Below are 19,968 nucleotides of genomic sequence, written 5' to 3'. Positions count from 1 at the left end.
CGCCTCACACACGCTCGATGATGGTGGCCGTGCCCATGCCCGCGCCGACGCAGAGCGTGATGAGCGCGGTGTTCAGATCGCGGCGCTCGAGTTCATCGAGCACCGTGCCGAGGATCATGCCGCCGGTGGCGCCGAGCGGATGGCCCATGGCGATGGCGCCGCCATTGACGTTCATCTTGTCGTGCGGAATGTCGAGCGCCTGCATCATGCGCAGCACGACGGAAGCGAAAGCTTCGTTGAGCTCATAGAGGTCGATGTCCTCGGGCCGCATGCCGGCCTTCTTCAACACCTTGCGCGACACGTCCGCCGGGCCGGTGAGCATGATGCAGGGTTCCGAGCCGATCGAGCCCATGGCGCGGATGCGCGCGCGGGGTTTCAGGCCCATCGCCTTGCCGGTGTCGAGATTGCCGACGAGAACGGCGGAAGCGCCATCCACGATGCCGGACGAATTGCCGGCATGGTGCATGTGGATGATTTCCTCGACTTCGGGGTAGCGCTCGAAGGCGACGCCATCGAAGGCGAATTCGCCGAGCGAGGCGAAGGACGGCGTCAGCGCGGCAAGCGACTGCATGGTCGCATCGGGGCGCATGTGCTCGTCATGGTCGAGAATGGTAAGGCCGTTGATGTCCTTCACCGGAATGACGGATTTCTTAAAGTAGCCCTTCTCCCAGGCATTCGCGGCGCGCTTCTGGCTTTCGATGGCGTAGCCGTCGACATCGGCGCGGCTGAAGCCGTACTTCGTCGCGACGAGATCGGCGCCAATGCCCTGCGGCGTGAAATAGGACTTGAAGGCGATCTGCGGATCGCTCGACCAGGCGCCGCCCGAAGCGCCCATGCCGACGCGCGACATCGACTCGACGCCGCCGCCGATGGCCATGTCGGCCTCGCCGCACATGACCTTGGCTGCCGCCATGTTCGTGGCCTCGAGGCCCGAAGCGCAGAAGCGGTTGATCTGCACGCCCGCAACCGTATCAGCGTAATCCGCGTTCAGCACCGCGATGCGCGCGATGTCGCCGCCCTGCTCGCCGACCGGATCGACGCAACCGAAGACGACATCGTCGACGCGCGACGTGTCGAGGCCGTTGCGGTCGCGAATGGCCTTCAGCACCTGGGTGCCGAGTTCAAGCGCGGTCACTTCGTGCAGCGCGCCGTCTTTCTTGCCCTTGCCGCGCGGCGTGCGCACGGTGTCATAGACATAACAGTCGGTCATTTCCGTCTCCTGTCTGGTTCCATGGCCCCAACCCTTGAGGATGCAGCAGCACCCTCAGGACGAGGAATATTCTTGAATGGGTTCCCCGCCAGGAGACGCGGCGCGAGAGCGCCGCATCTCCAAGTGCGAGGCAGAACGCAATTAGAGCGTACGCGCGATCAGCAGCTTCATGATCTCGTTGGTGCCGCCATAGATCTTCTGAATGCGCATGTCCTGGTACATCTGCGCGATGGGATATTCCATCATGTAGCCATAGCCGCCGAAGAACTGCAGGCAGGTATCGACGATCTGGCACTGCTTCTCCGTCGTCCACCACTTCGCCATGGCCGCCGTCGTCGCATCGAGCTTGCCGTCGAGAAGCTTCATCGCGCAGTCATCGGTGAAGACGCGAGCAATCGCGGCTTCCGTCTTGCACTCGGCAAGCTTGAACTGCGTGTTCTGGAAGTCGAGCAGCGACTGGCCGAAAGCCTTGCGCTCCTTGACATAGGCGGCGGTGAGGTTCACCGCCTTCTCCATCGCAACGCAGGCCTGCACGGCGATGATGAGGCGTTCCTGCGGCAGCTGCTGCATGAGCTGGATGAAGCCGCGGCCTTCCTCGGTGCCGAGGAGGTTCGAGGTCGGAACCTTCACGTCGTCGAAGAAGAGTTCCGACGTGTCCTGCGCATGCATGCCGATCTTGTCGAGGTTGCGGCCACGGCGGAAGCCTTCGACTTCTTCGGTTTCGACCATGATGAGCGAGATGCCCTTCGCGCCGGCCGCGGGATCGGTCTTCGCCACGACGCAGATCAGCGTGGACTGCTGACCATTGGTGATGAAGGTCTTCTGGCCGTTGATGACATACTGGTTGCCGACCTTCTTCGCCGTCGTCTTGACGCCCTGAAGGTCGGAGCCGGTGCCCGGTTCCGTCATCGCGATGGCGGCGACCATTTCGCCCGTCGCCATTTTCGGCAGCCACTTCTTCTTCTGCTCTTCGGTGCCATAGGCTTCGATGTAGTGAGCGACGATGCCCGAATGCACCGAATTGCCGAAGCCGCTGACGCCCGCGCGTCCCATTTCCTGGGCGATGACCATTTCATGGGCGAAATGGCCGCCGCCGCCGCCGTATTCCTCGGAGATCGAGGCGCAGAGGATGCCGGCCGCACCCGCCTTGTTCCAGGCGTCGCGATCGACGTGGCCCTGCTTGTTCCAGCGATCGGAATGCGGCGTGAATTCCTTTTCGTAGAACTTGCGAACCGCGTCCTGAAGAATTTCCAGCTCTTCCGTGAGCCAGGGTGACTTGTAACCGGCGATCAAATCCATCTGTTTCGCTCTCCTGTCTGCGCCCGATTTTCGGGCTTTTTGTTATCAAACGATATCCGCCGATCAGAACTCGTCGGCGGCGAAATCCATCAATGGCGCAGCGCCCACGCGAATACGCGCGAGATGCGTCGCCGTCTCGGGCACGACGCGCTCGAAGTAGTAGCGCGCCGTCTTGAGCTTCGCTTCGTAGAAGGCCCTGTCTGCGCCACCCGCCGCGAGCTTCTCCGTCGCCGTCTTCGTCATCATCGCCCACATGAAGGCGACGGCCGTGACGCCGAAAAGCTGGAGATAGTCGAAGGAGCCGGCGCCGGCATTGTCGGGATTCTCCAGCGCGTTCTCCATGAACCACAGCGTTGCCGCTTCGAGGTCCTTGCGCGCGCCGACCAGCGCATTCATGAAGCTCTCGGTGTCGGCCTTCGTATTCGCAGCAACGAAATCGTCGATCAGCTTGAAGAACCCGAAAACGCCGCGGCCGCCATTCTGCGCCAGCTTGCGGCCGACGAGGTCGAGCGCCTGAACGCCATTCGCGCCTTCATAGATCATGGCGATGCGCGCATCGCGCACATACTGGCTGAGGCCGTTCTCCTCGATATAGCCGTGGCCACCATAAACCTGCTGCGCCTCGACCGCGTTCGCGAAACCGCGATCGGTGAGGTAGCCCTTCACCACCGGCGTGAGCAGCGCCATCATGTCGTCGCCGAATTCGCGCGCCTTCGGATCGTCGGAAGCGTGGCTGAGATCGCCATGAAGAGCCGTCCAGACGAGCAGCGCGCGGGCGCCTTCGTTGAAGGCCTTGGCATTGAGCAGCATGCGCCGCACATCGGGATGGACGAGCAGCGGGTCGGCGGGCTTGTCCGCCTCCTTCGGGCCGGTCAGCGAGCGGCCCTGAATGCGATCCTTCGCATAGGCGAGCGCATTCTGATAGGCCGCTTCCGACTGCGAAAGGCCCTGCAGGCCAACGCCGAGACGCGCTTCGTTCATCATCGTGAACATGGCGCGCATGCCCTTGCTCTCCTCGCCGACGAGCCAGCCTCTGGCGCCGTCATAGTTGAGAACGCAGGTCGCATTGCCGTGAATGCCCATCTTGTGTTCGAGCGCGCCGCAGGAAACACCGTTGCGGCTCCCGAGGCTGCCGTCTTCCTTCACGAGGAACTTGGGCACGATGAAGAGCGAAATGCCCTTGATGCCCGCGGGCGCGCCTTCGGTGCGCGCCAGCACGAGATGGAGAATGTTGTCGGCAAGATCGTGCTCGCCGGCGGAAATGAAAATCTTCGTGCCGGTGATGGCATAAGAGCCGTCGCCGTTCGGCACAGCCTTGGTGCGCAGCAGGCCCAGATCGGTGCCGCAATGCGGCTCCGTCAGGTTCATGGTGCCGGTCCACTCGCCGGTGACCAGCTTGGGCAGATAGGTCGCCCGCTGTTCATCCGTACCGTGATGAAGTATTGCCGAATAGGCGCCGTGGCTCAGGCCCGGATACATGCCGAAGGCCATGTTGGACGAGGACACCATCTCGTTGAAGAGAACGCCCAGCGCATTGGGCAGTCCCTGACCGCCGAAGGCCGGATCGGCGACGAGCGCCGGCCATCCGCCTTCGACGAGGGTCTTGTAAGCTTCCTTGAACCCGGAGGGCGTGGTCACCACGCCATTGGCGAGCTTGCAACCCTCCCGATCGCCAATCTGATTGAGAGGGTGCAGCACCTCCTCGGCGAGCTTCGCAGCTTCGTCGAGAATTGCATCCACAACATCGAGCGGCGCATCCCTGAATCCGGGAAGCTCCGAATATTGCGAAATGTTGAACGCTTCATGCAGGAGGAAACGATACTCCCGCAGGGGTGCTTTGTAGCTCGGCATTACTGTCCTCGGGTTGGAAGCGGATCGACTTCAGACGGTCGCCGCCGATGTTTTTGCCTGTGCGGCAGAAGGCTGGCTCCTGGCGACGCGCGGACGCTTCTTCGCATCGACCAACGCCTGGGCCATCTGGCCCTGCAGCGTGTCTTCCAGCTTCTGGCAGCTTTCCTTCAGCGTCGAGATCTGGATCTCGATTTCCTTGCGCTGCTTTTCGAGGCTGGCAATGCGGCGCTTGAACTTGTCGATGGCGACGCGGTTCTGCGTTTCGCAACCATCTTCAAGATCGTAGAGGCTGAGGATTTCCTTGATCTCGGAAAGCGCGAGGCCGACGAGGCGGCCCCGGACGATGAGGATGAGCCGGGCCCGGTCGCGCGGATGATAGATGCGCGTCTGGCCCTGACGTTCCGGTTTCAGCAGGCCCTTGTCCTCATAGAAGCGGATGGCCCGGGTCGTGAGGCCGAATTCCTCGGCAAGCTGGGTGATCGAGAAGGTGACGGAACTGCCGTCGCAATGTCCGGCGGCAGCAGCAGCGGCCTGGGCCGCATTATCCAACTGGTGGTCCATGACGTTTTCCTGTTTCCCTTGTCGCCGAACGCGCGCAAAGCTCCGGGAGCAGCGGGCCGAAGTCCGCCTCCCGCGCACGAGCACGGCTGTTATGAGCTGGCGTTTTCCGCCGTTTTTCTATGTGGGCGTCACGCTAGTTGACGTTGACGTAAGCGTCAAGAGGGCAAGAATAGTGACTTCGCCATCGCGCGGCTCATGTTCTATCCTTCGACCCAACAGAGAGGACGGGGAGTTGAGAATGCCGCAGATTTCCAGGCTTTTGACGGGTGTTGCGATGGCGCTGACGCTGGCCGCCTGCGCCACGCAAGGCCCCGGCGAGCCACAAAAGCCCCAGAGGGTGAGCCTGACCACCCTGCCCGCCGGAGCCAGTGCGGCAGCGCAGGGCGAGACGGCCCTCAGCCGCGCCATACTCGATGCCGTCAACGCCTGGCGCGGCGAAAAGGGCATCGCGCCGCTGGCCCCCGACGCCACCCTTCAGCGCGCGGCCGCGATCCATAGCGCCGACATGTCGCTCAGGAACTTCGTCGGCAGCTTCAATCCGGACGGCCAGGGCACGAGGGAACGGGTGCTGGCGGTCGATCCGAACCGCAAGGGCGACGTCTTCGAGACGATCAGCCTTCTCCGCGACGCCGCCAGCCAGCCGCCTCAAGCCGTCGCCGGCGAGGTGGTCAAAAGCTGGACCGTCGACCCTGCACGGCGAAAGGTGCTGAGAGACGCCACCCTCACCCGGTCGGGCGTCGGCGTCGCGACAAAGGGGTCCGACCTCTATGTCACCGAGGTCTTCGCGACCGAGTGACACCGCTTCCAGCCAGCGGAAGCTAAAAGTTTTCAACAGCCGTTAATGATGTATTTACCGCGTCTGCCGTTTTATGAGTGGGCGGCGACGTAGCGGGCCTCTATCCGCGCGGCAACTCCCGGTTGAACCGGTCCTTTTTGCGGCCATACTGCGAAAAAGCGTCAAAGGGTTAGTGATTCGGAATGAGACCTGCCGTCCCCTGGAGCGTGAAGGGCATTGAGCCCGAGGCCCGCGAAGCCGCCAAGCAGGCGGCTCAGCGCGCGGGCGTTACGCTGGGTGCATGGCTGAACCAGATGATCCTGGAGGCCGGCACCGACGAAATCGGCCGAACACCCATTCAATCCGCGCTGCCATCAAGCCAGTCCCATATTCCACAACCCGCCCCCTATGACCTCGCGCCGGTGGCTGAAACCATGCGCGAAGTCATCAATCGCGTGGAAAACAGCGAAAGGCGCAGCGCCGAGCTCGCGCGACGGCTGGAACAATCCGTCAGCCAGATCGCGGCGCGGCTCGAAGAATCGGAGCGCGCGACGGACGACAGCTCGGCCTACCAGAGCCCCGAACGCCAGACGCTCGATCCGCTGGAACGCAAGATTCAGCAGCTCGCCGACCGGCTCGAGGAACAGGAGCGCAGCCGCGCGGCGAAACGCAATCCCGACGACAAGGCGATCCAGACGCTTGAAAAGGCTTTGAACGCCGTCGTCGATCACCTCGATGCGACGGAGCGGCGGACGGAAGAGTCGCTTGCCGAAATCCGTCAGACGCTCGGCAGGGTCGCCCAGCGCGTCGATGAACGCGAGGAAGAGAAAGAGCGCGAAGCGGCCGAGGCCCGTGCCCGCGCGCTCGACACGAATTTGCAGACCATGGCGAGCCGCCTGGAAAAGATGGAGCAGTCCGTCGGTTCCGTGAGCGCGCAGGCCGTCGAAACAGCGCTCAAGGCCATCGCCGACAAGACCGACGCCGACCAGCACAAGGCGACGATCAACAGTCTCCAGCGCAGCCTCACCGAGATCACGCAGCGCCTTGAACGGGCCGAACAGCGCACCGACGAAACGCTCAAGACTTTCGAGCGGACGGTAACGAGCATCGCCCGCCGCCTCGACGATCTCGATGCGCCGCGCGCGCCCCTGCCCGATACGACGCATATCGTCGAAAGCCGGCTCGAGCAGATGGCGAACCGCCTGCATGACAATGAGCAGATGACGGTGCAGGCCGTGCAGACGATCGAGCGCGCCATTGCCGGCATGTCCGACAGCCTGAACGTCGCCGAGAACCGGTCGCGCGAAACGACCGAGTCGCTCCATGTCATGCTCGAACGGATGACGGACCGCCTCGGCCGCCTCGAAAAGGAAGCCAAGGCCGCGCTCGCCCAGCCAGCGCAGATGCTCTCACCGCAGGTGGCCGTCGGGCACAGCCCGGCGATTGGCGCCGGCGGCGGCTTCGTGCCGGGTGCGCAGGGTTTCCCGATCCCGAATTTCGATGCGCCGCCCATGGGCGGCTTCGGCACCCCGGCAAAAGCCGATTTCCGCAGCCCCTTCGCCACTCCGGTCTTCCCCGAAGCGTCCGCCCTGCCGCTGGCAGCGCCTGCGCTGCCGCCCGCCAATGCCGCGCCGAAAGTGGCGGCGAGCGAGACGATCAGCGATGTGCCGCCCCCCTTCGCCACAGCCAGCGAAGAGACCGTCGCCGAAGCGCGCGAGCCGAAGGAAGCCGACATCAGCAACCCGACGCAGGAATCGGCGCATGCCGCGCATGATTTCCTCTCGGCCGCTCGCCGCGCCGCGCAGGCCGCTGCCGAGGCTGGCCGCAATCCGCAGCATCCCGGCCATTCGCCCTATGCCGAGTCCAATGCGCGCTTCACCGCCATCGGCGATGAGCCCGGCGGTCGCGGCAAGCGCATCCTCCTCGGGCTCATTGCCGCCGCCATTCTCGCGGGTGCGGGCTTCGTCGCATTTCGCTATCTGAACAACGAGCCGCTCGTCCCGGCACTTGAGGCGCCGGCAAAACCCGCCGTAACGGTCAGCCCGGCCCCCGCAGCCGAGAAGGCGCCGGACATGGGCGCGAGCACCGAAACAGCCGCTCCCGCGGCGCAGGAACATCCGGAGGCCACGCCGGACGACGCCGGAGCCAAAGCGGCGGCTCCGGCGTCCACCACACCGGCAGCGTCTTCCGAAGCCGCACCCCGACCGGCCACCGAGTCGCCGATCGTACCGACGGCGAAAAAGCCCCAGAAGCAGGCCGAGGCGACCATTCCGCGCATGGAAGCCAAGGGGCCGACGCTCTCACCCTCCCCCGCGAAACCCGTTGCCACCGCGCCTCTCGCAGAAGATGCGGCTGCCCAGCAGGGCGTGCCCACGGGCGACAGCGCACTTCGCGCGGCTGCCGCGCGGGGCGAACCCGCCGCGCAATATGAGATGGGCCAGCGCTATGCCAATGGCGAGGGCGTGACCGCCGATCTCTCGCAGGCCGCCTACTGGTATGGGCAGGCCGCCGATCAGGGTCTTGCCATTGCGCAATACAGGCTCGCCGCGCTTTACGAGAAAGGCCGCGGGCTGGCGCAGGACGATGCGCAGGCCCGCAAGTGGTATGAAAAGGCCGCCCTGCAGGGCAACGTCAAGGCGATGCACAACCTCGCCGTCATCTATGCCGAGGGTCGTGGCACGCGGCAGGATTTCACCACGGCGGCGCGCTGGTTCGGACAGGCGGCGGAACTCGGCCTCGGCGACAGTCAGTACAATCTCGCGGTCCTTCAGGAGCGAGGGCTCGGCGTGCCGCAGGACTATGCCTCGGCCTACAAGTGGCTCTCCATCGCGGCCAAGGGCGGCGACAAGGGCGCGGCGCAGAAGCGCGATGAACTCGCCGCGAAGCTCGACGCGACGACGCTGGCCCAGGCGAAGGTCGCAGCCGAGACATGGACACCCAAGCGTCCCGATCCCGCCGCGAACGGCGATCTCTCCTGATATCCCGGCGCCTCTCGCTCTAGGAATCGCTACGGCGACGTGCTACCCCGAATAGGCCCTCCCGCGGACGAAATGCGCGCCTTCAAGGCCGGCGGAGACCAAGCCGCATGCAGATCTATCTGCCGATCGCCGAACTGCCGGTCAATGTGCTGGTGATCCTCGCCATGGGGGCGGCCGTCGGCTTTCTGTCCGGCATGTTCGGCGTCGGCGGCGGCTTCCTGATGACGCCGCTTCTCATCTTCCTCGGCATTCCCCCGGCGGTCGCCGTCGGCACGCAGTCGACGCAGGTCGTCGCCTCCTCCGTCACCGGGGCACTCGCCCATTGGCGGCGGGGCAGCGTCGACTTCAAGATGGGCGGGGTGCTGCTCGCGGGCGGCATCATCGGCTCGATTACCGGCATCTTCATCTTCCGGCTGCTGGCGCGCCTCGGCCAGATCGACCTCGCCATCTCGCTTATCTACGTCGTGTTCCTGACCATCATCGGCACCCTGATGATGACGGAGAGCCTGCGCGCCATGCGCGCGGCCGCACGGGGAACGCCAGTGCCCGCAAGCCGGGGCGGCCAGCACAGCTGGATACACGGGCTGCCCTTCAAGATGCGGTTCCGGCGGTCCAAGCTCTATATCAGCGTGATCCCGCCCATTCTCGTCGGCTTCTTCGTCGGCATGCTGTCGGCGATCATGGGCGTCGGCGGCGGCTTCATCATGGTCCCCGCCATGATCTATCTGCTGCGCATGCCGACCTCAGTCGTCATCGGCACGTCCCTCTTCCAGATCGTATTCGTGACCGCGCTTACAGGCGTCATGCATTCGGTCGAGAACCAGGCGGTCGACATGATGCTCGGCCTCCTCCTCGTCATCGGCGGCGTGATCGGCGCTCAATATGGCGTGCGCGCCGCCATGCGGCTCAAGGGCGAACATCTGCGCGCGCTCCTCGCGCTCATCGTATTGCTGATGGGATTGCGGCTCGGTTGGGATCTCATCACGACGCCGCCCGACCTTTTCTCCATTTCCGACGTGGCGCCGCATTCATGACGATGAAAGCGCTGCATAAATGGCTCCTCGCCGCGCTGCTGGTTCTGGGCGCGGGCCCTGCGCTCGCCGACCAGCTCGTCACCGACCTCTCCGAGCACAAGATCGCCATCCGTTCGAATTTCACAGGCACGCAGATCCTGCTCTTCGGCGCGGTGGAGGCAAACACGCCGGGCGAACGCGCGCTCGACCGCGACGTGATCGTCGTCGTCACAGGCCCGAGCCGCGCCATGACCGTGCGCCGCAAGGCGCGTATCGCAGGCGTCTGGGTCAACCACGACTCGCTCACCTTTCCCCGTGTGCCGAGCTACTACGCAGTCGCAAGCACGAGACCGCTCGAAGTGACGGCAGGCGTCGACATTCTGAAACGCGAACAGATCGGCATTGAAAATGTCGATCTCGGCACGCCGAGGGCCCAGGCGATCGACGGTAGCGAGGAAATACTGCCAGCCGACGAAGAGGCGACCTTCACCAAGGCGCTCTTCCGCAACAAGAAGCGCGAGAAGCTCTATATCAGCGACCCCGGCGGCGTGACCTTTCTCGGCCAGACGCTTTTCCGCGCCACGGTCGACATTCCGGCGAATGTTCCGGTCGGCCTCTATACGGCGACCGTCTTCCTGCTGCGCGACGGCCAGGTGGTCGATGCCATCGCTTCGCCGCTTTATATCGACAAGAGCGGGCTTGAGCGCTTCATCTACCGCCTCGCACATGCCCAGCCGCTCTTCTACGGCCTCGTCGCCGTGCTCGGCGCGGCGCTGGCCGGCTGGCTCGCCTCGGCGCTTCTGAGGGAGCGGTGAATCATTGCCGCATGGCATCGTCGCAGCCGCACCGCTAGAGTGCGGCGCGACGGAACGGGACGGAAAATGACTGATCTCAATATTTCCTATGCGGCGGCGGCGGCGGGCGGGCTCCTGAGCTTTCTCTCGCCTTGCGTGCTGCCGCTCGTCCCCGCCTATCTGTGTTTCATTGCAGGAACCTCATTCGAGGAACTGACGAAGGACGAGGCGCAGGGCCACGAACATCTCACGCGGCGCGTGGCCATCGGCGCCATCGGCTTCGTGCTTGGCTTCACGACCATCTTCGTCGCGCTCGGCGCCAGCGCCTCTGCAATCAACCCTTACATTCTCGCGCACAAGGAAACGCTCGGCCGCATCGCGGGCCTCATCATCATCGTATTCGGCCTGCACTACATGGGCGTCTTCCGCATCGCCCTCCTGAACCGCGAGGCGCGCTTCCAGCCGGACCGCATTGGCGACGTGACGCAGAGCCTCTGGATGCAGTTCCTGAGCCCCTATGTGCTTGGGCTTGCCTTCGCCTTCGGCTGGACTCCCTGCATCGGGCCGATCCTGGCCACGATCCTCGCCATCGCCGCGTCGCAGGAAAGCCTGCGGGCGGGCGTGGCGCTGCTTGCCACCTATTCGCTCGGTCTCGGCATTCCCTTTCTCGCTGCGGCATTTGCGATCCGGGGTTTCCTCGCCTTCGCCAAACGCATCCGCCGCCACATGCAGAAGATCGAGATTGCGGCGGGCGTACTGCTCGCAGGGACAGGCCTGCTGATGGTGCTCGGCTCCTTCGAGACGATCGCCATCACGCTCATCAACCTCTTCCCCTTCCTCGCGAAGCTCGGCTAGTCCGCTTCGAGGCGGCGCGCAGCGACCGGCACCACGCTTCGCGCGCCCATCATCCAGGCATGGAAATCGAGGCCGGGCAGAAGATCGTCATAGGCCGTATCGAGCACGTTAAGCCCCCCCGCATAGGCGCCGAAGGCCGGAAGGATCGCCCGCGTTCCATCGGAAGCAACGCAACGCCGCCTGAGCCGCCGTCCGCGCACGCGCACTGCGGCGCAAGGATGGAGGTGGCCCGCGATCTCGCCCGTCGCAGGCGCGGGCCGCGGCTCATGGCGGAAGGTAAGCGGCCCCACATTCATCTCGTCGAGGACGACGCCGCCAAAAGCGCGTGAAGGGCGCGGGTCATGATTGCCCGCGATCCAGACCCATTCCGTCCGCCGCGTCAGGCCGGAAAGAAGTTCGGCATCTTCGGCGCTCATTCGCGCCTCCGCATCGAGGTCGTGAAAGCTGTCTCCCAGCGCAACGAGACGCGAAGGAGCGAACCTCGCAATCAGCGCATCGAGACGGCCCAGCGTCGCCCGCGTGTCGTAAGGCGGCAGCGCGATACCGCGCGCGGCAAAGGCGGAACCTTTTTCAAGATGAAGGTCGGCGACGACAAGCATCCTCTCCCTCTCCCACCATACGGCCCCTTCGGGCAGCACGGTGAGTTCGGCGCCGCAAACGCGCAGGGCCGGGGCGGCGTGAAGCCAGTGCTCCGTTTCTTTTTCGCGCCTGTCAAACAAGCCGTGTCGCCTCGTCGATCAGTTCATCCGCCGCCTCGTGAAGCAGCGCCTCGTTCGCCTCGCCATGCACCTGCTCCTTGCCGATATCGAGCAGAACGGGGACGGCGAGCGGCGAAACGCGGTCGAGCCGCTTCAGGACGATGTGTCCCCTGACGCGCTTCAACATAGCACCGACGCGGGCCACATCGAGAAGGCCCGTTGCCGCATCGGCATAGGTTGCGCGCAGCAGAATATGATCGGGCTCGTGTTCACGTAGCACGTTGTAGATGAGATCGGAGGAGAAGGTCACCTGCCGGCCGGTCTTTTCCTGCCCCGGATAACGCCGCTCGATGAGGCCGGCGATGATCGCGCAATCGCGGAATGTGCGCTTCAGCAGGTTGGATTCGGCGAGCCATGTTTCAAGATCGTCGCCCAGCATGTCCTCGCCGAAAAGCTCCGAAAGCGGCAGCGAGCCGCGCTCGGCCAGGAGGCCCATGTCCCGCAAGCCCCAGATCGCCAGCGAATATTCCGACGCAACGAAGCCCAGAGGCCGCGCGCCCATCCGGTCGAGACGGCGCGTCAGCAGCATGCCCAGCGTCTGATGCGCGAGCCGCCCCTCGAAGGGATAGCAGACGAGGTAATAGCGGTCGCCGCGCGGGAAACATTCAACGAGAAGTTCTCCCTCGCGCGGTAGAACGGAGCGCCATTCCTGAAGCCTGAGCCACTCCTTCACCTGTGCGGGCAGGAAAGCCCATTCCTCGTGATGCGCCAGCATGCGGCGCACGCGCTCGGCGAGATAGGTCGAGAGCGGAAACTTGCCGCCGTAATAGGACGGGATCATCGGCTCGCCGCTCTCGGCATGGGTGACGAGCGCTTCCGTTTCGGCCAGCCCTTCGAAGCGAAGGATGTGGCCCGCAAACAGGAAGGTGTCGCCGGGCGCGAGTTGATCGATGAAATATTCCTCGACCTCGCCCAGCATCCGGCCGCCCATCGCGGAACGCACCCGCCGTCCCTTGCCGATCAGCCGAACGCGTATCATCGGCGCCTCGACGATGGTGCCGACATTCATGCGATATTGCTGCACCACCTTGGGGGACGAGGGGCGCAGGCGCAGATCGCCCGTTATCGGCGAATTGGGACGCAGCCGCGCATAGCGGTCATAGGTCTTCAGCGCATAGCCACCGGTTGCGACGAAATCCACCACACGGTTGAATGTGTCCCGGTCGAGATGACGATAGGGCGCCGCTGCACGAACCTCATCGAAAAGCGCGTCGGGCATGAAGGGTTCGGAGCAGGCGCGGCCGAGCACGTGCTGCGCCAGCACGTCGAGCGCGCCATCGCGGCTGATCCGTGCATCCTGCGCGCCCTCGACGGTCGCCGCGCGCGCCGCTTCGCACTCAAGCACCTCGAAGCGGTTCGCCGGAACGAGCAGCGCGCGCGACGGCTCATCGAGACGATGATTCGCGCGTCCGATGCGCTGCGCGAGACGGCTCGCGCCCTTTGGCGCACCGACGCAGATGACCAGATCGACCTCGCCCCAGTCGATGCCGAGATCGAGCGTCGAGGTGCAGACGACCGCGCGGAGCGTGCCTGCCGCCATGGCCGCTTCGACCTTGCGTCGCTGCTCCGCCGCGAGCGAGCCGTGGTGCAGCGCAATGGCAAGCCCATCCTCATTCAGATGCCAGAGCGACTGGAATACGAACTCCGCCTGGCTGCGCGTATTGACGAAAACCAGCGTCATCCTGTTGCGCCTGATCGCGTCATAGACGAGCGGCAGCGCATGACGCGCCGAATGGCCGGACCATGGGATGCGCGCCTCATCGTCCTCTTCCGTTTCCGGCCCTTCAGGAACGAGGATGCTGATCTCGGGCCGCGCGCCCGGCGGCGCGACCACGACTTCGCTCAGCGCCTCGCCTTCCGTGGGCTGGGGCATCAGATAGCGCCGCAACTCATCCGGCTCCGCAACGGTCGCCGACAGGCCGACGCGGCGAAGCTTCGGCGAGAACGTGCCGAGCCGCGCGAGACCGAGCGCCAGAAGATCGCCGCGCTTCGAGTTCGCCAGTGCATGAAGCTCATCCAGCACCACACAGGAGAGATCGGCAAAGAATGTCGGCGCATCGGGATAGGAGAGAAGCAGCGCCAATTGCTCCGGCGTCGTCATCAGAATGTCGGGAGGCTCGCGGCGCTGACGCTGGCGGCGATTGGTGGGGGTGTCGCCGGTGCGCGTCTCGATCGAAATATCGAGGCCCATTTCGGCGACCGGCGTTTCGAGGTTGCGCTTCACATCAACCGCGAGTGCCTTCAATGGCGAGATATAGAGCGTATGGAGGCCCGGCTTGCGTTCCTTGCGCTCGCTCAACTCGACGAGACTCGGCAGAAACCCTGCAAGCGTCTTGCCCGCGCCGGTCGGCGCAATCAGCAATGCCGAGCGACCGCCGCGCGCGAGCTCAAGCAGCGCAAGCTGATGGGCGCGGGGGCTCCATCCGCGCGCGGAAAACCACTCGGCGAAGCGGGCAGGCAACCCGTTCGTCTGCGCTGATGCTGCCGCCTTTCGGCTCGTCGGTTTCGGCATATCCTTCGTTACCACAGCCGGAGCGCCGTACGCATCATTCCCTCGCCGCGGCAAACGGGGGTAAAGTGCCGCGGGGACTGGAAAACGGACGACGGAATTCGAATGATGGAATGGCTGCCCACGAGCATTCAACATAATCTTGATGCGATGCTGCCGGTCTTTATCGATCACGGCCTCAGCTTCATCGGCGCCGTGATCATACTGATCCTCGGCTACTGGTTCTCCGGCAAGGCGCGGCAATGGGTCAGCTTCGTGCTGGGGCGCGCGCCCAATGGCGACGCGATGCTTCAGAGCTTCTTCGGCAGCGTCGCGTCCTATTCCGTGATGATTTTCACCATCCTCGCGGTGCTCGCGCAGTTCGGCGTGCAAACGACGAGCTTTATCGCCTTGCTTGGCGCCGCCGGCCTCGCCGTTGGCCTTGCCTTGCAGGGAACGCTGTCGAATGTCGCCGCAGGCGTGATGCTGCTCTTCTTCCGTCCGTTTCGCGCCGGAAATTACGTCGAGGTGGGCGGTATCGCGGGCACGGTGAAGCACCTCACCCTTTTCACGACCGAGCTTACGACGGTCGACAACGTCCAGATCATCGTGCCCAACAGCAGCGTCTGGGGACAGGCCGTCAAGAACTACAGCTATCACTCGACACGCCGCCTCGATCTCATTTTCAGCATTTCCTATGACGACAACATCGCCAGGACGATCGAGGTCATGCGCGACGTCATGCGAGCGGAGAAGCGTGTTCTCGACACGCCGGAACCGCTCATCGCGGTCAATGCGCTCAACCAGAGCTCCGTCGACATGCTGCTCCGCGTCTGGGTCGGCAATGACGACTACTGGCCGGTCAAATTCGATCTCACGCGCGCCATGAAGGAACGCTTCGATACCGAAGGCATCACGATCCCCTTCCCCACCCAGACGGTTCACAATCTCGGCGATCCGCAACCCGCGGCCACGTCCCAGCCACGTCCCGGAAACTGATCGCCCCCGGCTTCGTTTCGCCCTGTTTCTTCCCGGCTCTTATGCGATAAATTGAAGATACAGGCCCGCGATGGGCGAGAGGAGTTATCGATGGAACGGCTCTTTGGCGGCCCCATTCTTCCGACCTTGATCAAGCTTGCGGCGGCCTCCGTCGTCGTCGGCCTGCTCCTCGCCTTCTTCGGCATAAAGCCCATCGACCTCTGGTACGACTTCCTCGATACGGTGGTTCGCATCTGGCACATGGGCTTCGACGCCATCGACTGGTCGGTGAAATATTTCGCGCTCGGCGCGGTCGTCGTGGTGCCGATCTGGCTGGTGGTGCGGCTCTGGACCTATCTCATCGAAAAGAAGTGACGTAGCGGCAGCCGATACTCCGCCGTCAGACGCTGCAAGCCTCGCGCAAAAGTGATGGGCGCGACATGACAGCCTGTTATCCTCCCGCCAAACAACAACGGGAGGATCTGATGGTTTCGATGTTTCGCGACGGATTGCTCAAGGGCAAGCGCATCCTGGTGACCGGCGGCGGCACGGGCCTCGGCAAGGAGATGGCCGAGGATTATCTGCGCCTCGGCGCCGAGGTCTATATCTGCGGGCGCCGCAAGCACGTGCTCGACGACACGGCCAAAGAGCTGATGGACAAGCACGGCGGCTCGGTGAAGACCTACGGCGTCGACATTCGCGTCGCGGGCGCGGTCGACGAGATGATCGGCGAGATCTGGGCCGATGGCGGCCCGCTCACCGGCCTCGTCAACAATGCCGCCGGCAACTTCATCAGCCCGACCAAGGATCTTTCGCCCAAAGGCTTCGACGCCATCGCGGGCATCGTGTTCCACGGCTCGTTCTACGTGACCCATGCCTGCGGCAGGCGCTGGATCGAAGGCGGTAACAAGGGCAGCGTCATCTCGATCCTGACGACATGGGTGTGGAACGGCGGCCCCTTCACCGTGCCCTCCGCCATGTCCAAGGCGGGCATCAACATCATGACGCAATCGCTCGCCGCCGAGTGGGGCCCTTATGGCATCCGTCTCAACTCCATCGCCCCCGGCCCCTTCCCCACCAAGGGTGCGTGGGAGCGCCTGAGCCCCGGCCAGTCGGTCGACGGCGATCAGTCGCGCGAAGGCATTCCGATGGGACGCGTTGGCAAGATGGACGAGTTGAAGAATCTCGCGACCTTCCTCATGGCCGATGGATGCGAATATCTCACCGGGCAATGCATCGCGATCGATGGCGGATCCTATCAGGCGGGCGGCGGCAACTTCTCGCGCCTGTCGAAGCTCTCCGAGGAAGAGTGGGACAAGATGCGCGACATGATCCGCAGCGCAAACGAGAAGGACAAGGTTCAGCGGAGCGTCTGACCGCCGCTCAGGTTGCGCTCCACATGATCGCAATCAGGCGCCAGTTCGCGATTTCAGCCGGCGGAGGCAGCACACCAGCCTCTGCCGGTTTTTTTCCGCCGAAGACATAGATCAGATGATCGAGCTTCGGCACGGTGCAGAAGATGCGTCCCGTGTAGCGCCCCGCTCCGGGAATGCAATCGGGCGTCTCGCCATAGTGATAGAGCGATTTCAACGATGCGTTCACACGGGCACCGCGCGTGTCGGCGATACGCCGGGTGAAGACGGTGATGCCGGTGAGGCGCGGCTTTTTCCGGTCGCCATTGGACTCAAACTCGAACAGCAGTTCCTTGCCTTTCGAAACGCGTAAGACCGTATAGGGGGCCGCGCCTTCGAGCTCGATGGTCTTCCGACTGAAGGTCACGCCCTGCGGCAACAGCTTCGCGAGCGACGCCTGATCGAACGGCACCTTGTTGTCGAGAGGACCGACACCCGCATCGCCCACGACATAGGTGTCGAGCGGCTGGACCGCCAGCGCCGCCGTTGCGAAGAAGGCCGCCGCGGTTGTCGCGACAAGACATGACAAGATACGCGTCGAAAACATGATGTCCTCTCAAGCCAGAATGAGCTGTAGATTCAGTTGATGGCGGCGTCGTCGCCGTCCCACAGGATGGCGGTGACGCGCCAATCAGCGAGCGCTTCCGGCGGCGGCACCTGACCGTCCGGCGCAGGCGGCAGCCCCTGCATCTCATAGATGATGCGGTTTGAATTGGGTTGCGGGCAGTAGATGCGCCCCCTCTTTTCCGTGGCACCGGCCATGCAGCCCGTCGGCTTCGCGGGCGGAAATATGTCGCGATAGGCAGAGCCGATATGAACGCCGTTTTCATCCCGCACGATGTCGCTCAGTATGAGAACGCTGGCGACACGTGCGCCGTCACCGGTCGGATAGAGCTCGAGTACGGTCTTGCCGTTATCGCTGACCCGGATGACATGCGCCCCAGGCTCCAACGCCGACGAAATGCCGGCACTCACCTCAAGCTGCGGAAAGAGAGCGGCGACGGCGGCTGCATCGAACGGGGTTGCGACACTGATCGGCCCCACCTTGTCGCCGGTGACGACAAGCCCATCGCGCTTCGAGCAGGCAAAGAGCAGGAGTCCGGCCAAAAGAATGCCAGCCGCCATTGGAACGCGCGTCATCTTTCCTCCTGCCGCCCCCGAACTGCTAGTCCATGGTTATAACGACTTTTCCCACCGCTTTCCGTTCCTGCAGCACGCGCATGGCCTCGACGGCGCGCTCCAGAGGGAATGTCGCGCAGACATAGGGAACGATCTTGCCTTCCGCCGCAAGTCTGTCCACCACCTCTATGTTACGGCGTCCTGCTTCAGGATCCCGGCGGCCATATTCGCCGGCTCGAACCCCGATTACGGAAAAGCCTTTGATGAGCGGCATATTGACCGAAATGTTCGGAATGCGGCCGCTGGTGAAGCCGATAACGAGGAGGCGGCCATTCCAGGCGATGCAGCGCACGCTCTCGTCGAAAACATCGCCGCCGACAGGATCGTAGATGACGTCGGCGCCCTTGCCTCCGGTGAGCGCCTTCACTTCCTCGCGGAAGCCCTTTGTCACATTCAGGACATGATCGGCGCCGCGCTCCTTCACGATCTTGAGCTTCTCGTCAGATGCTGAAGTGGCGATGACGGTGGCGCCCCAGAGCTTGCCGATGTCGACGGCTGCCATGCCGACGCCGCCGGTGCTGCCGTGGACGAGAAGCGTCTCGCCCGCCTTGAGGTTTCCGCGAATGACGAGGGCGACATAGGCGGTGAGATAGGCAGCCGGATAGGCGGCGGCATGCACAAAGTCCATGCCCTTCGGAATCGGTCGACAGGCTTCCGCCGAGGCGATGGCCTCCTCCGCGAAGCCGCCGATACGCAGGCCAGCCACGACCTCATCGCCGACTTTCACCGACGCGACGCCCGGACCCACTTCGGCGACGACGCCCGCGCCTTCCATGCCCGGGGCGAAGGGAAGCTCGGGTTTGAACTGGTACTTTCCCTGCACCATCAGAATGTCGGGAAAATTCACCGAACAGGCCTTGAGGCGAAGCCGCACCTCGCCGGGCCCGGGCGGCGGCAAGGTAACCTCGTCCATGCGAAGGACGGAAATATCCTCCGACAGCTCATGCACACGCATGCTGCGCATCTTCATCTCCCCGAATTCAAGTTTCTTTGGGGCGAGCATGGTGCATAGCCCGGCCCAAATCAAACGATGCCCAAGGCCTCGAGGATCGTGACGAGACCGAGGGCAAAGAAGATCGCCGCAGCGACCCCGCGCACCAGCGCCAGCGGAAGCGCCTTTGCCGCCGCGTCGCCAAGCACGACGACGGGGACATTGGCCAGCATCATGCCGATCGTTGTGCCGGCCGCGACGGTGAAGAGAGCGTTGAAGCGCGCGGCAAGGCCGATGGTCGCGAACTGCGTCTTGTCGCCCATCTCGGCAAGGAAGAAGGCAATGGCCGTGGTGACGAAGGGGCCAAAGCGCGACACCCCGCCCGGCACTTCGCCTTCCTTGTCGGGAATAAGCATCCACACGCCGCCGGCAACGAAGGAAACGCCGAGCACCCATTGAAGAACCTGCGGCGTCAGCCATTTCGCAACGAGAATGCCGACCTCCGCGGCGAGCGCGTGGTTGAGAATCGTCGCGACGAAGATGCCGGCAATGATGGGCAGGGGCTTTCTGAAGCGCGTCGCGAGAACCAGCGAGAGGAGCTGGGTCTTGTCGCCGATTTCAGCAATGGCAACGGCAGAAAGCGAGAGAAAGAAGGCTTCCATATCGGGAACTTCCAGCCGGGCGTGTTGGACCAATGACCTGAGAAACGCGTCGCCCGGCAGGGGACACGCCTCAAGCCAAAGGTCTCGTCAAGCGGCGCGGCTTCCGCACCGGCCGCGCGCACCATGATCCGAAGATCAAGTTTGTTGATGCGCGCCCCTCTCGCAATGGAGGGCGACTACTCCCCTAAGGATGCGAGGGAATTAACATGGCCTTCGCCATGAAC

The 19,968-nt window shown here is 64.0% G+C and carries 18 protein-coding genes and 1 riboswitch; of the genes, 8 read left to right on the top strand and 10 right to left on the bottom strand.

Going from position 1 to position 19,968, the window contains the following annotated elements; all coding sequences use genetic code 11:
* Positions 1 to 4: 4 nt before the first annotated feature.
* The 4 genes from ABFC66_RS08005 to ABFC66_RS07990 all read right to left on the bottom strand — a co-directional run bounded on the left by ABFC66_RS08005 (position 5) and on the right by ABFC66_RS07990 (position 4,921).
* On the bottom strand, positions 5 to 1,210 hold the full coding sequence (locus ABFC66_RS08005; protein ID WP_346740424.1) for an acetyl-CoA C-acetyltransferase: 1,206 nt from the start codon (positions 1,208 to 1,210) through the stop codon (positions 5 to 7).
* A gap of 141 nt (positions 1,211 to 1,351) precedes the next feature.
* Complete coding sequence (locus ABFC66_RS08000; RefSeq protein WP_346740423.1) at positions 1,352 to 2,509, bottom strand: acyl-CoA dehydrogenase family protein; 1,158 nt, start codon at positions 2,507 to 2,509, stop codon at positions 1,352 to 1,354.
* 63 nt (positions 2,510 to 2,572) lie between these two features.
* A complete protein-coding gene (locus ABFC66_RS07995; RefSeq protein WP_346740422.1) occupies positions 2,573 to 4,360 on the bottom strand; it encodes an acyl-CoA dehydrogenase C-terminal domain-containing protein in 1,788 nt (595 codons plus the stop codon).
* Between the two features lie 30 nt (positions 4,361 to 4,390).
* Positions 4,391 to 4,921: a MerR family DNA-binding transcriptional regulator gene (locus ABFC66_RS07990; RefSeq protein ID WP_346740421.1), complete on the bottom strand. Its 531-nt coding sequence runs from the start codon at positions 4,919 to 4,921 to the stop codon at positions 4,391 to 4,393.
* Between the two features lie 238 nt (positions 4,922 to 5,159).
* On the opposite strand from ABFC66_RS07990, the gene ABFC66_RS07985 reads away from it, so the two are divergent.
* The 5 genes from ABFC66_RS07985 to ABFC66_RS07965 all read left to right on the top strand — a co-directional run bounded on the left by ABFC66_RS07985 (position 5,160) and on the right by ABFC66_RS07965 (position 11,336).
* The gene (locus ABFC66_RS07985; RefSeq protein ID WP_346740420.1) at positions 5,160 to 5,717 is read left to right on the top strand and encodes a CAP domain-containing protein; all 558 of its coding nucleotides are present in this window, start codon (positions 5,160 to 5,162) and stop codon (positions 5,715 to 5,717) included.
* Positions 5,718 to 5,899: 182 nt separating this feature from the next.
* Entirely contained in the window at positions 5,900 to 8,674 is a 2,775-nt protein-coding gene (locus tag ABFC66_RS07980; RefSeq protein WP_346740419.1) for a hypothetical protein, read from the top strand.
* Positions 8,675 to 8,781: 107 nt separating this feature from the next.
* Positions 8,782 to 9,708 carry a sulfite exporter TauE/SafE family protein gene (locus ABFC66_RS07975; RefSeq protein ID WP_346740418.1) on the top strand — a complete coding sequence of 309 codons (927 nt, stop codon included), beginning with the start codon at positions 8,782 to 8,784 and terminating at the stop codon, positions 9,706 to 9,708.
* Positions 9,705 to 10,502: a TIGR02186 family protein gene (locus ABFC66_RS07970; RefSeq protein WP_346740417.1), complete on the top strand. Its 798-nt coding sequence runs from the start codon at positions 9,705 to 9,707 to the stop codon at positions 10,500 to 10,502. Before ABFC66_RS07975 ends, ABFC66_RS07970 begins: the two co-directional genes overlap by 4 nt.
* 66 nt (positions 10,503 to 10,568) lie before the next feature.
* Positions 10,569 to 11,336: a cytochrome c biogenesis protein CcdA gene (locus ABFC66_RS07965; RefSeq protein WP_346740416.1), complete on the top strand. Its 768-nt coding sequence runs from the start codon at positions 10,569 to 10,571 to the stop codon at positions 11,334 to 11,336.
* Here ABFC66_RS07965 and pdeM read toward each other — a convergent pair.
* Both pdeM and ABFC66_RS07955 read right to left on the bottom strand, forming a co-directional pair.
* Positions 11,333 to 12,055, bottom strand: coding sequence for a ligase-associated DNA damage response endonuclease PdeM (pdeM, locus tag ABFC66_RS07960; RefSeq protein WP_346740415.1), 723 nt, complete (start codon positions 12,053 to 12,055; stop codon positions 11,333 to 11,335). The two genes, ABFC66_RS07965 and pdeM, sit on opposite strands and share 4 nt — an antisense overlap.
* Complete coding sequence (locus tag ABFC66_RS07955; RefSeq protein ID WP_346740414.1) at positions 12,048 to 14,606, bottom strand: ligase-associated DNA damage response DEXH box helicase; 2,559 nt, start codon at positions 14,604 to 14,606, stop codon at positions 12,048 to 12,050. Before ABFC66_RS07955 ends, pdeM begins: the two co-directional genes overlap by 8 nt.
* A gap of 102 nt (positions 14,607 to 14,708) precedes the next feature.
* Here ABFC66_RS07955 and ABFC66_RS07950 point away from each other — a divergent pair, with 102 nt between their 5' ends.
* From ABFC66_RS07950 to ABFC66_RS07940, 3 genes are all read left to right on the top strand, one after another.
* A complete protein-coding gene (locus ABFC66_RS07950) occupies positions 14,709 to 15,581 on the top strand; it encodes a mechanosensitive ion channel domain-containing protein (RefSeq protein ID WP_346740413.1) in 873 nt (290 codons plus the stop codon).
* A gap of 90 nt (positions 15,582 to 15,671) precedes the next feature.
* Positions 15,672 to 15,935 carry a DUF6460 domain-containing protein gene (locus ABFC66_RS07945; protein WP_346740412.1) on the top strand — a complete coding sequence of 88 codons (264 nt, stop codon included), beginning with the start codon at positions 15,672 to 15,674 and terminating at the stop codon, positions 15,933 to 15,935.
* A gap of 119 nt (positions 15,936 to 16,054) precedes the next feature.
* On the top strand, positions 16,055 to 16,936 hold the full coding sequence (locus tag ABFC66_RS07940; protein WP_346740911.1) for an SDR family oxidoreductase: 882 nt from the start codon (positions 16,055 to 16,057) through the stop codon (positions 16,934 to 16,936).
* Positions 16,937 to 16,943: 7 nt separating this feature from the next.
* Here the strand turns inward: ABFC66_RS07940 and ABFC66_RS07935 are convergent, their stop codons facing one another.
* Genes ABFC66_RS07935 through ABFC66_RS07920 form a run of 4 tightly spaced genes read right to left on the bottom strand, consistent with a single transcriptional unit; the run spans position 16,944 to position 19,744 of the window.
* Positions 16,944 to 17,519, bottom strand: coding sequence for a DUF1131 family protein (locus ABFC66_RS07935; protein ID WP_346740411.1), 576 nt, complete (start codon positions 17,517 to 17,519; stop codon positions 16,944 to 16,946).
* Between the two features lie 32 nt (positions 17,520 to 17,551).
* Positions 17,552 to 18,112, bottom strand: coding sequence for a DUF1131 family protein (locus ABFC66_RS07930; protein ID WP_346740410.1), 561 nt, complete (start codon positions 18,110 to 18,112; stop codon positions 17,552 to 17,554).
* Positions 18,113 to 18,137: 25 nt separating this feature from the next.
* Positions 18,138 to 19,115, bottom strand: coding sequence for an NADPH:quinone oxidoreductase family protein (locus ABFC66_RS07925; RefSeq protein WP_346740409.1), 978 nt, complete (start codon positions 19,113 to 19,115; stop codon positions 18,138 to 18,140).
* Between the two features lie 59 nt (positions 19,116 to 19,174).
* The gene (locus ABFC66_RS07920; protein WP_346740408.1) at positions 19,175 to 19,744 is read right to left on the bottom strand and encodes a TMEM165/GDT1 family protein; all 570 of its coding nucleotides are present in this window, start codon (positions 19,742 to 19,744) and stop codon (positions 19,175 to 19,177) included.
* 13 nt (positions 19,745 to 19,757) lie between these two features.
* Positions 19,758 to 19,941, bottom strand: a riboswitch (yybP-ykoY riboswitch).
* Positions 19,942 to 19,968: the final 27 nt, after the last annotated feature.

It is taken from the genome of Parvibaculum sp., assembly GCF_039680535.1.
GTDB lineage: Bacteria > Pseudomonadota > Alphaproteobacteria > Parvibaculales > Parvibaculaceae > Parvibaculum.
The sequence above is the reverse complement of the archived record's forward strand: the minus strand, read 5'-3'. Positions and strand labels throughout refer to the sequence as shown.

Coding starts and splice junctions, on each gene's coding strand:
- ABFC66_RS07930 (WP_346740410.1), bottom strand. CDS start 18,112: ATGACGCGCGTTCCAATGGCGGCTGGCATTCTTTTGGCCGGACTCCTG.
- ABFC66_RS07940 (WP_346740911.1), top strand. CDS start 16,055: ATGTTTCGCGACGGATTGCTCAAGGGCAAGCGCATCCTGGTGACCGGC.
- ABFC66_RS07990 (WP_346740421.1), bottom strand. CDS start 4,921: ATGGACCACCAGTTGGATAATGCGGCCCAGGCCGCTGCTGCTGCCGCC.
- ABFC66_RS08000 (WP_346740423.1), bottom strand. CDS start 2,509: ATGGATTTGATCGCCGGTTACAAGTCACCCTGGCTCACGGAAGAGCTG.
- ABFC66_RS07970 (WP_346740417.1), top strand. CDS start 9,705: ATGACGATGAAAGCGCTGCATAAATGGCTCCTCGCCGCGCTGCTGGTT.
- ABFC66_RS07950 (WP_346740413.1), top strand. CDS start 14,709: ATGATGGAATGGCTGCCCACGAGCATTCAACATAATCTTGATGCGATG.
- ABFC66_RS07980 (WP_346740419.1), top strand. CDS start 5,900: ATGAGACCTGCCGTCCCCTGGAGCGTGAAGGGCATTGAGCCCGAGGCC.
- ABFC66_RS07935 (WP_346740411.1), bottom strand. CDS start 17,519: ATGTTTTCGACGCGTATCTTGTCATGTCTTGTCGCGACAACCGCGGCG.
- ABFC66_RS08005 (WP_346740424.1), bottom strand. CDS start 1,210: ATGACCGACTGTTATGTCTATGACACCGTGCGCACGCCGCGCGGCAAG.
- ABFC66_RS07965 (WP_346740416.1), top strand. CDS start 10,569: ATGACTGATCTCAATATTTCCTATGCGGCGGCGGCGGCGGGCGGGCTC.
- ABFC66_RS07945 (WP_346740412.1), top strand. CDS start 15,672: ATGGAACGGCTCTTTGGCGGCCCCATTCTTCCGACCTTGATCAAGCTT.
- ABFC66_RS07925 (WP_346740409.1), bottom strand. CDS start 19,115: ATGCGCAGCATGCGTGTGCATGAGCTGTCGGAGGATATTTCCGTCCTT.
- ABFC66_RS07975 (WP_346740418.1), top strand. CDS start 8,782: ATGCAGATCTATCTGCCGATCGCCGAACTGCCGGTCAATGTGCTGGTG.
- ABFC66_RS07955 (WP_346740414.1), bottom strand. CDS start 14,606: ATGCCGAAACCGACGAGCCGAAAGGCGGCAGCATCAGCGCAGACGAAC.
- ABFC66_RS07995 (WP_346740422.1), bottom strand. CDS start 4,360: ATGCCGAGCTACAAAGCACCCCTGCGGGAGTATCGTTTCCTCCTGCAT.
- ABFC66_RS07985 (WP_346740420.1), top strand. CDS start 5,160: ATGCCGCAGATTTCCAGGCTTTTGACGGGTGTTGCGATGGCGCTGACG.
- ABFC66_RS07920 (WP_346740408.1), bottom strand. CDS start 19,744: ATGGAAGCCTTCTTTCTCTCGCTTTCTGCCGTTGCCATTGCTGAAATC.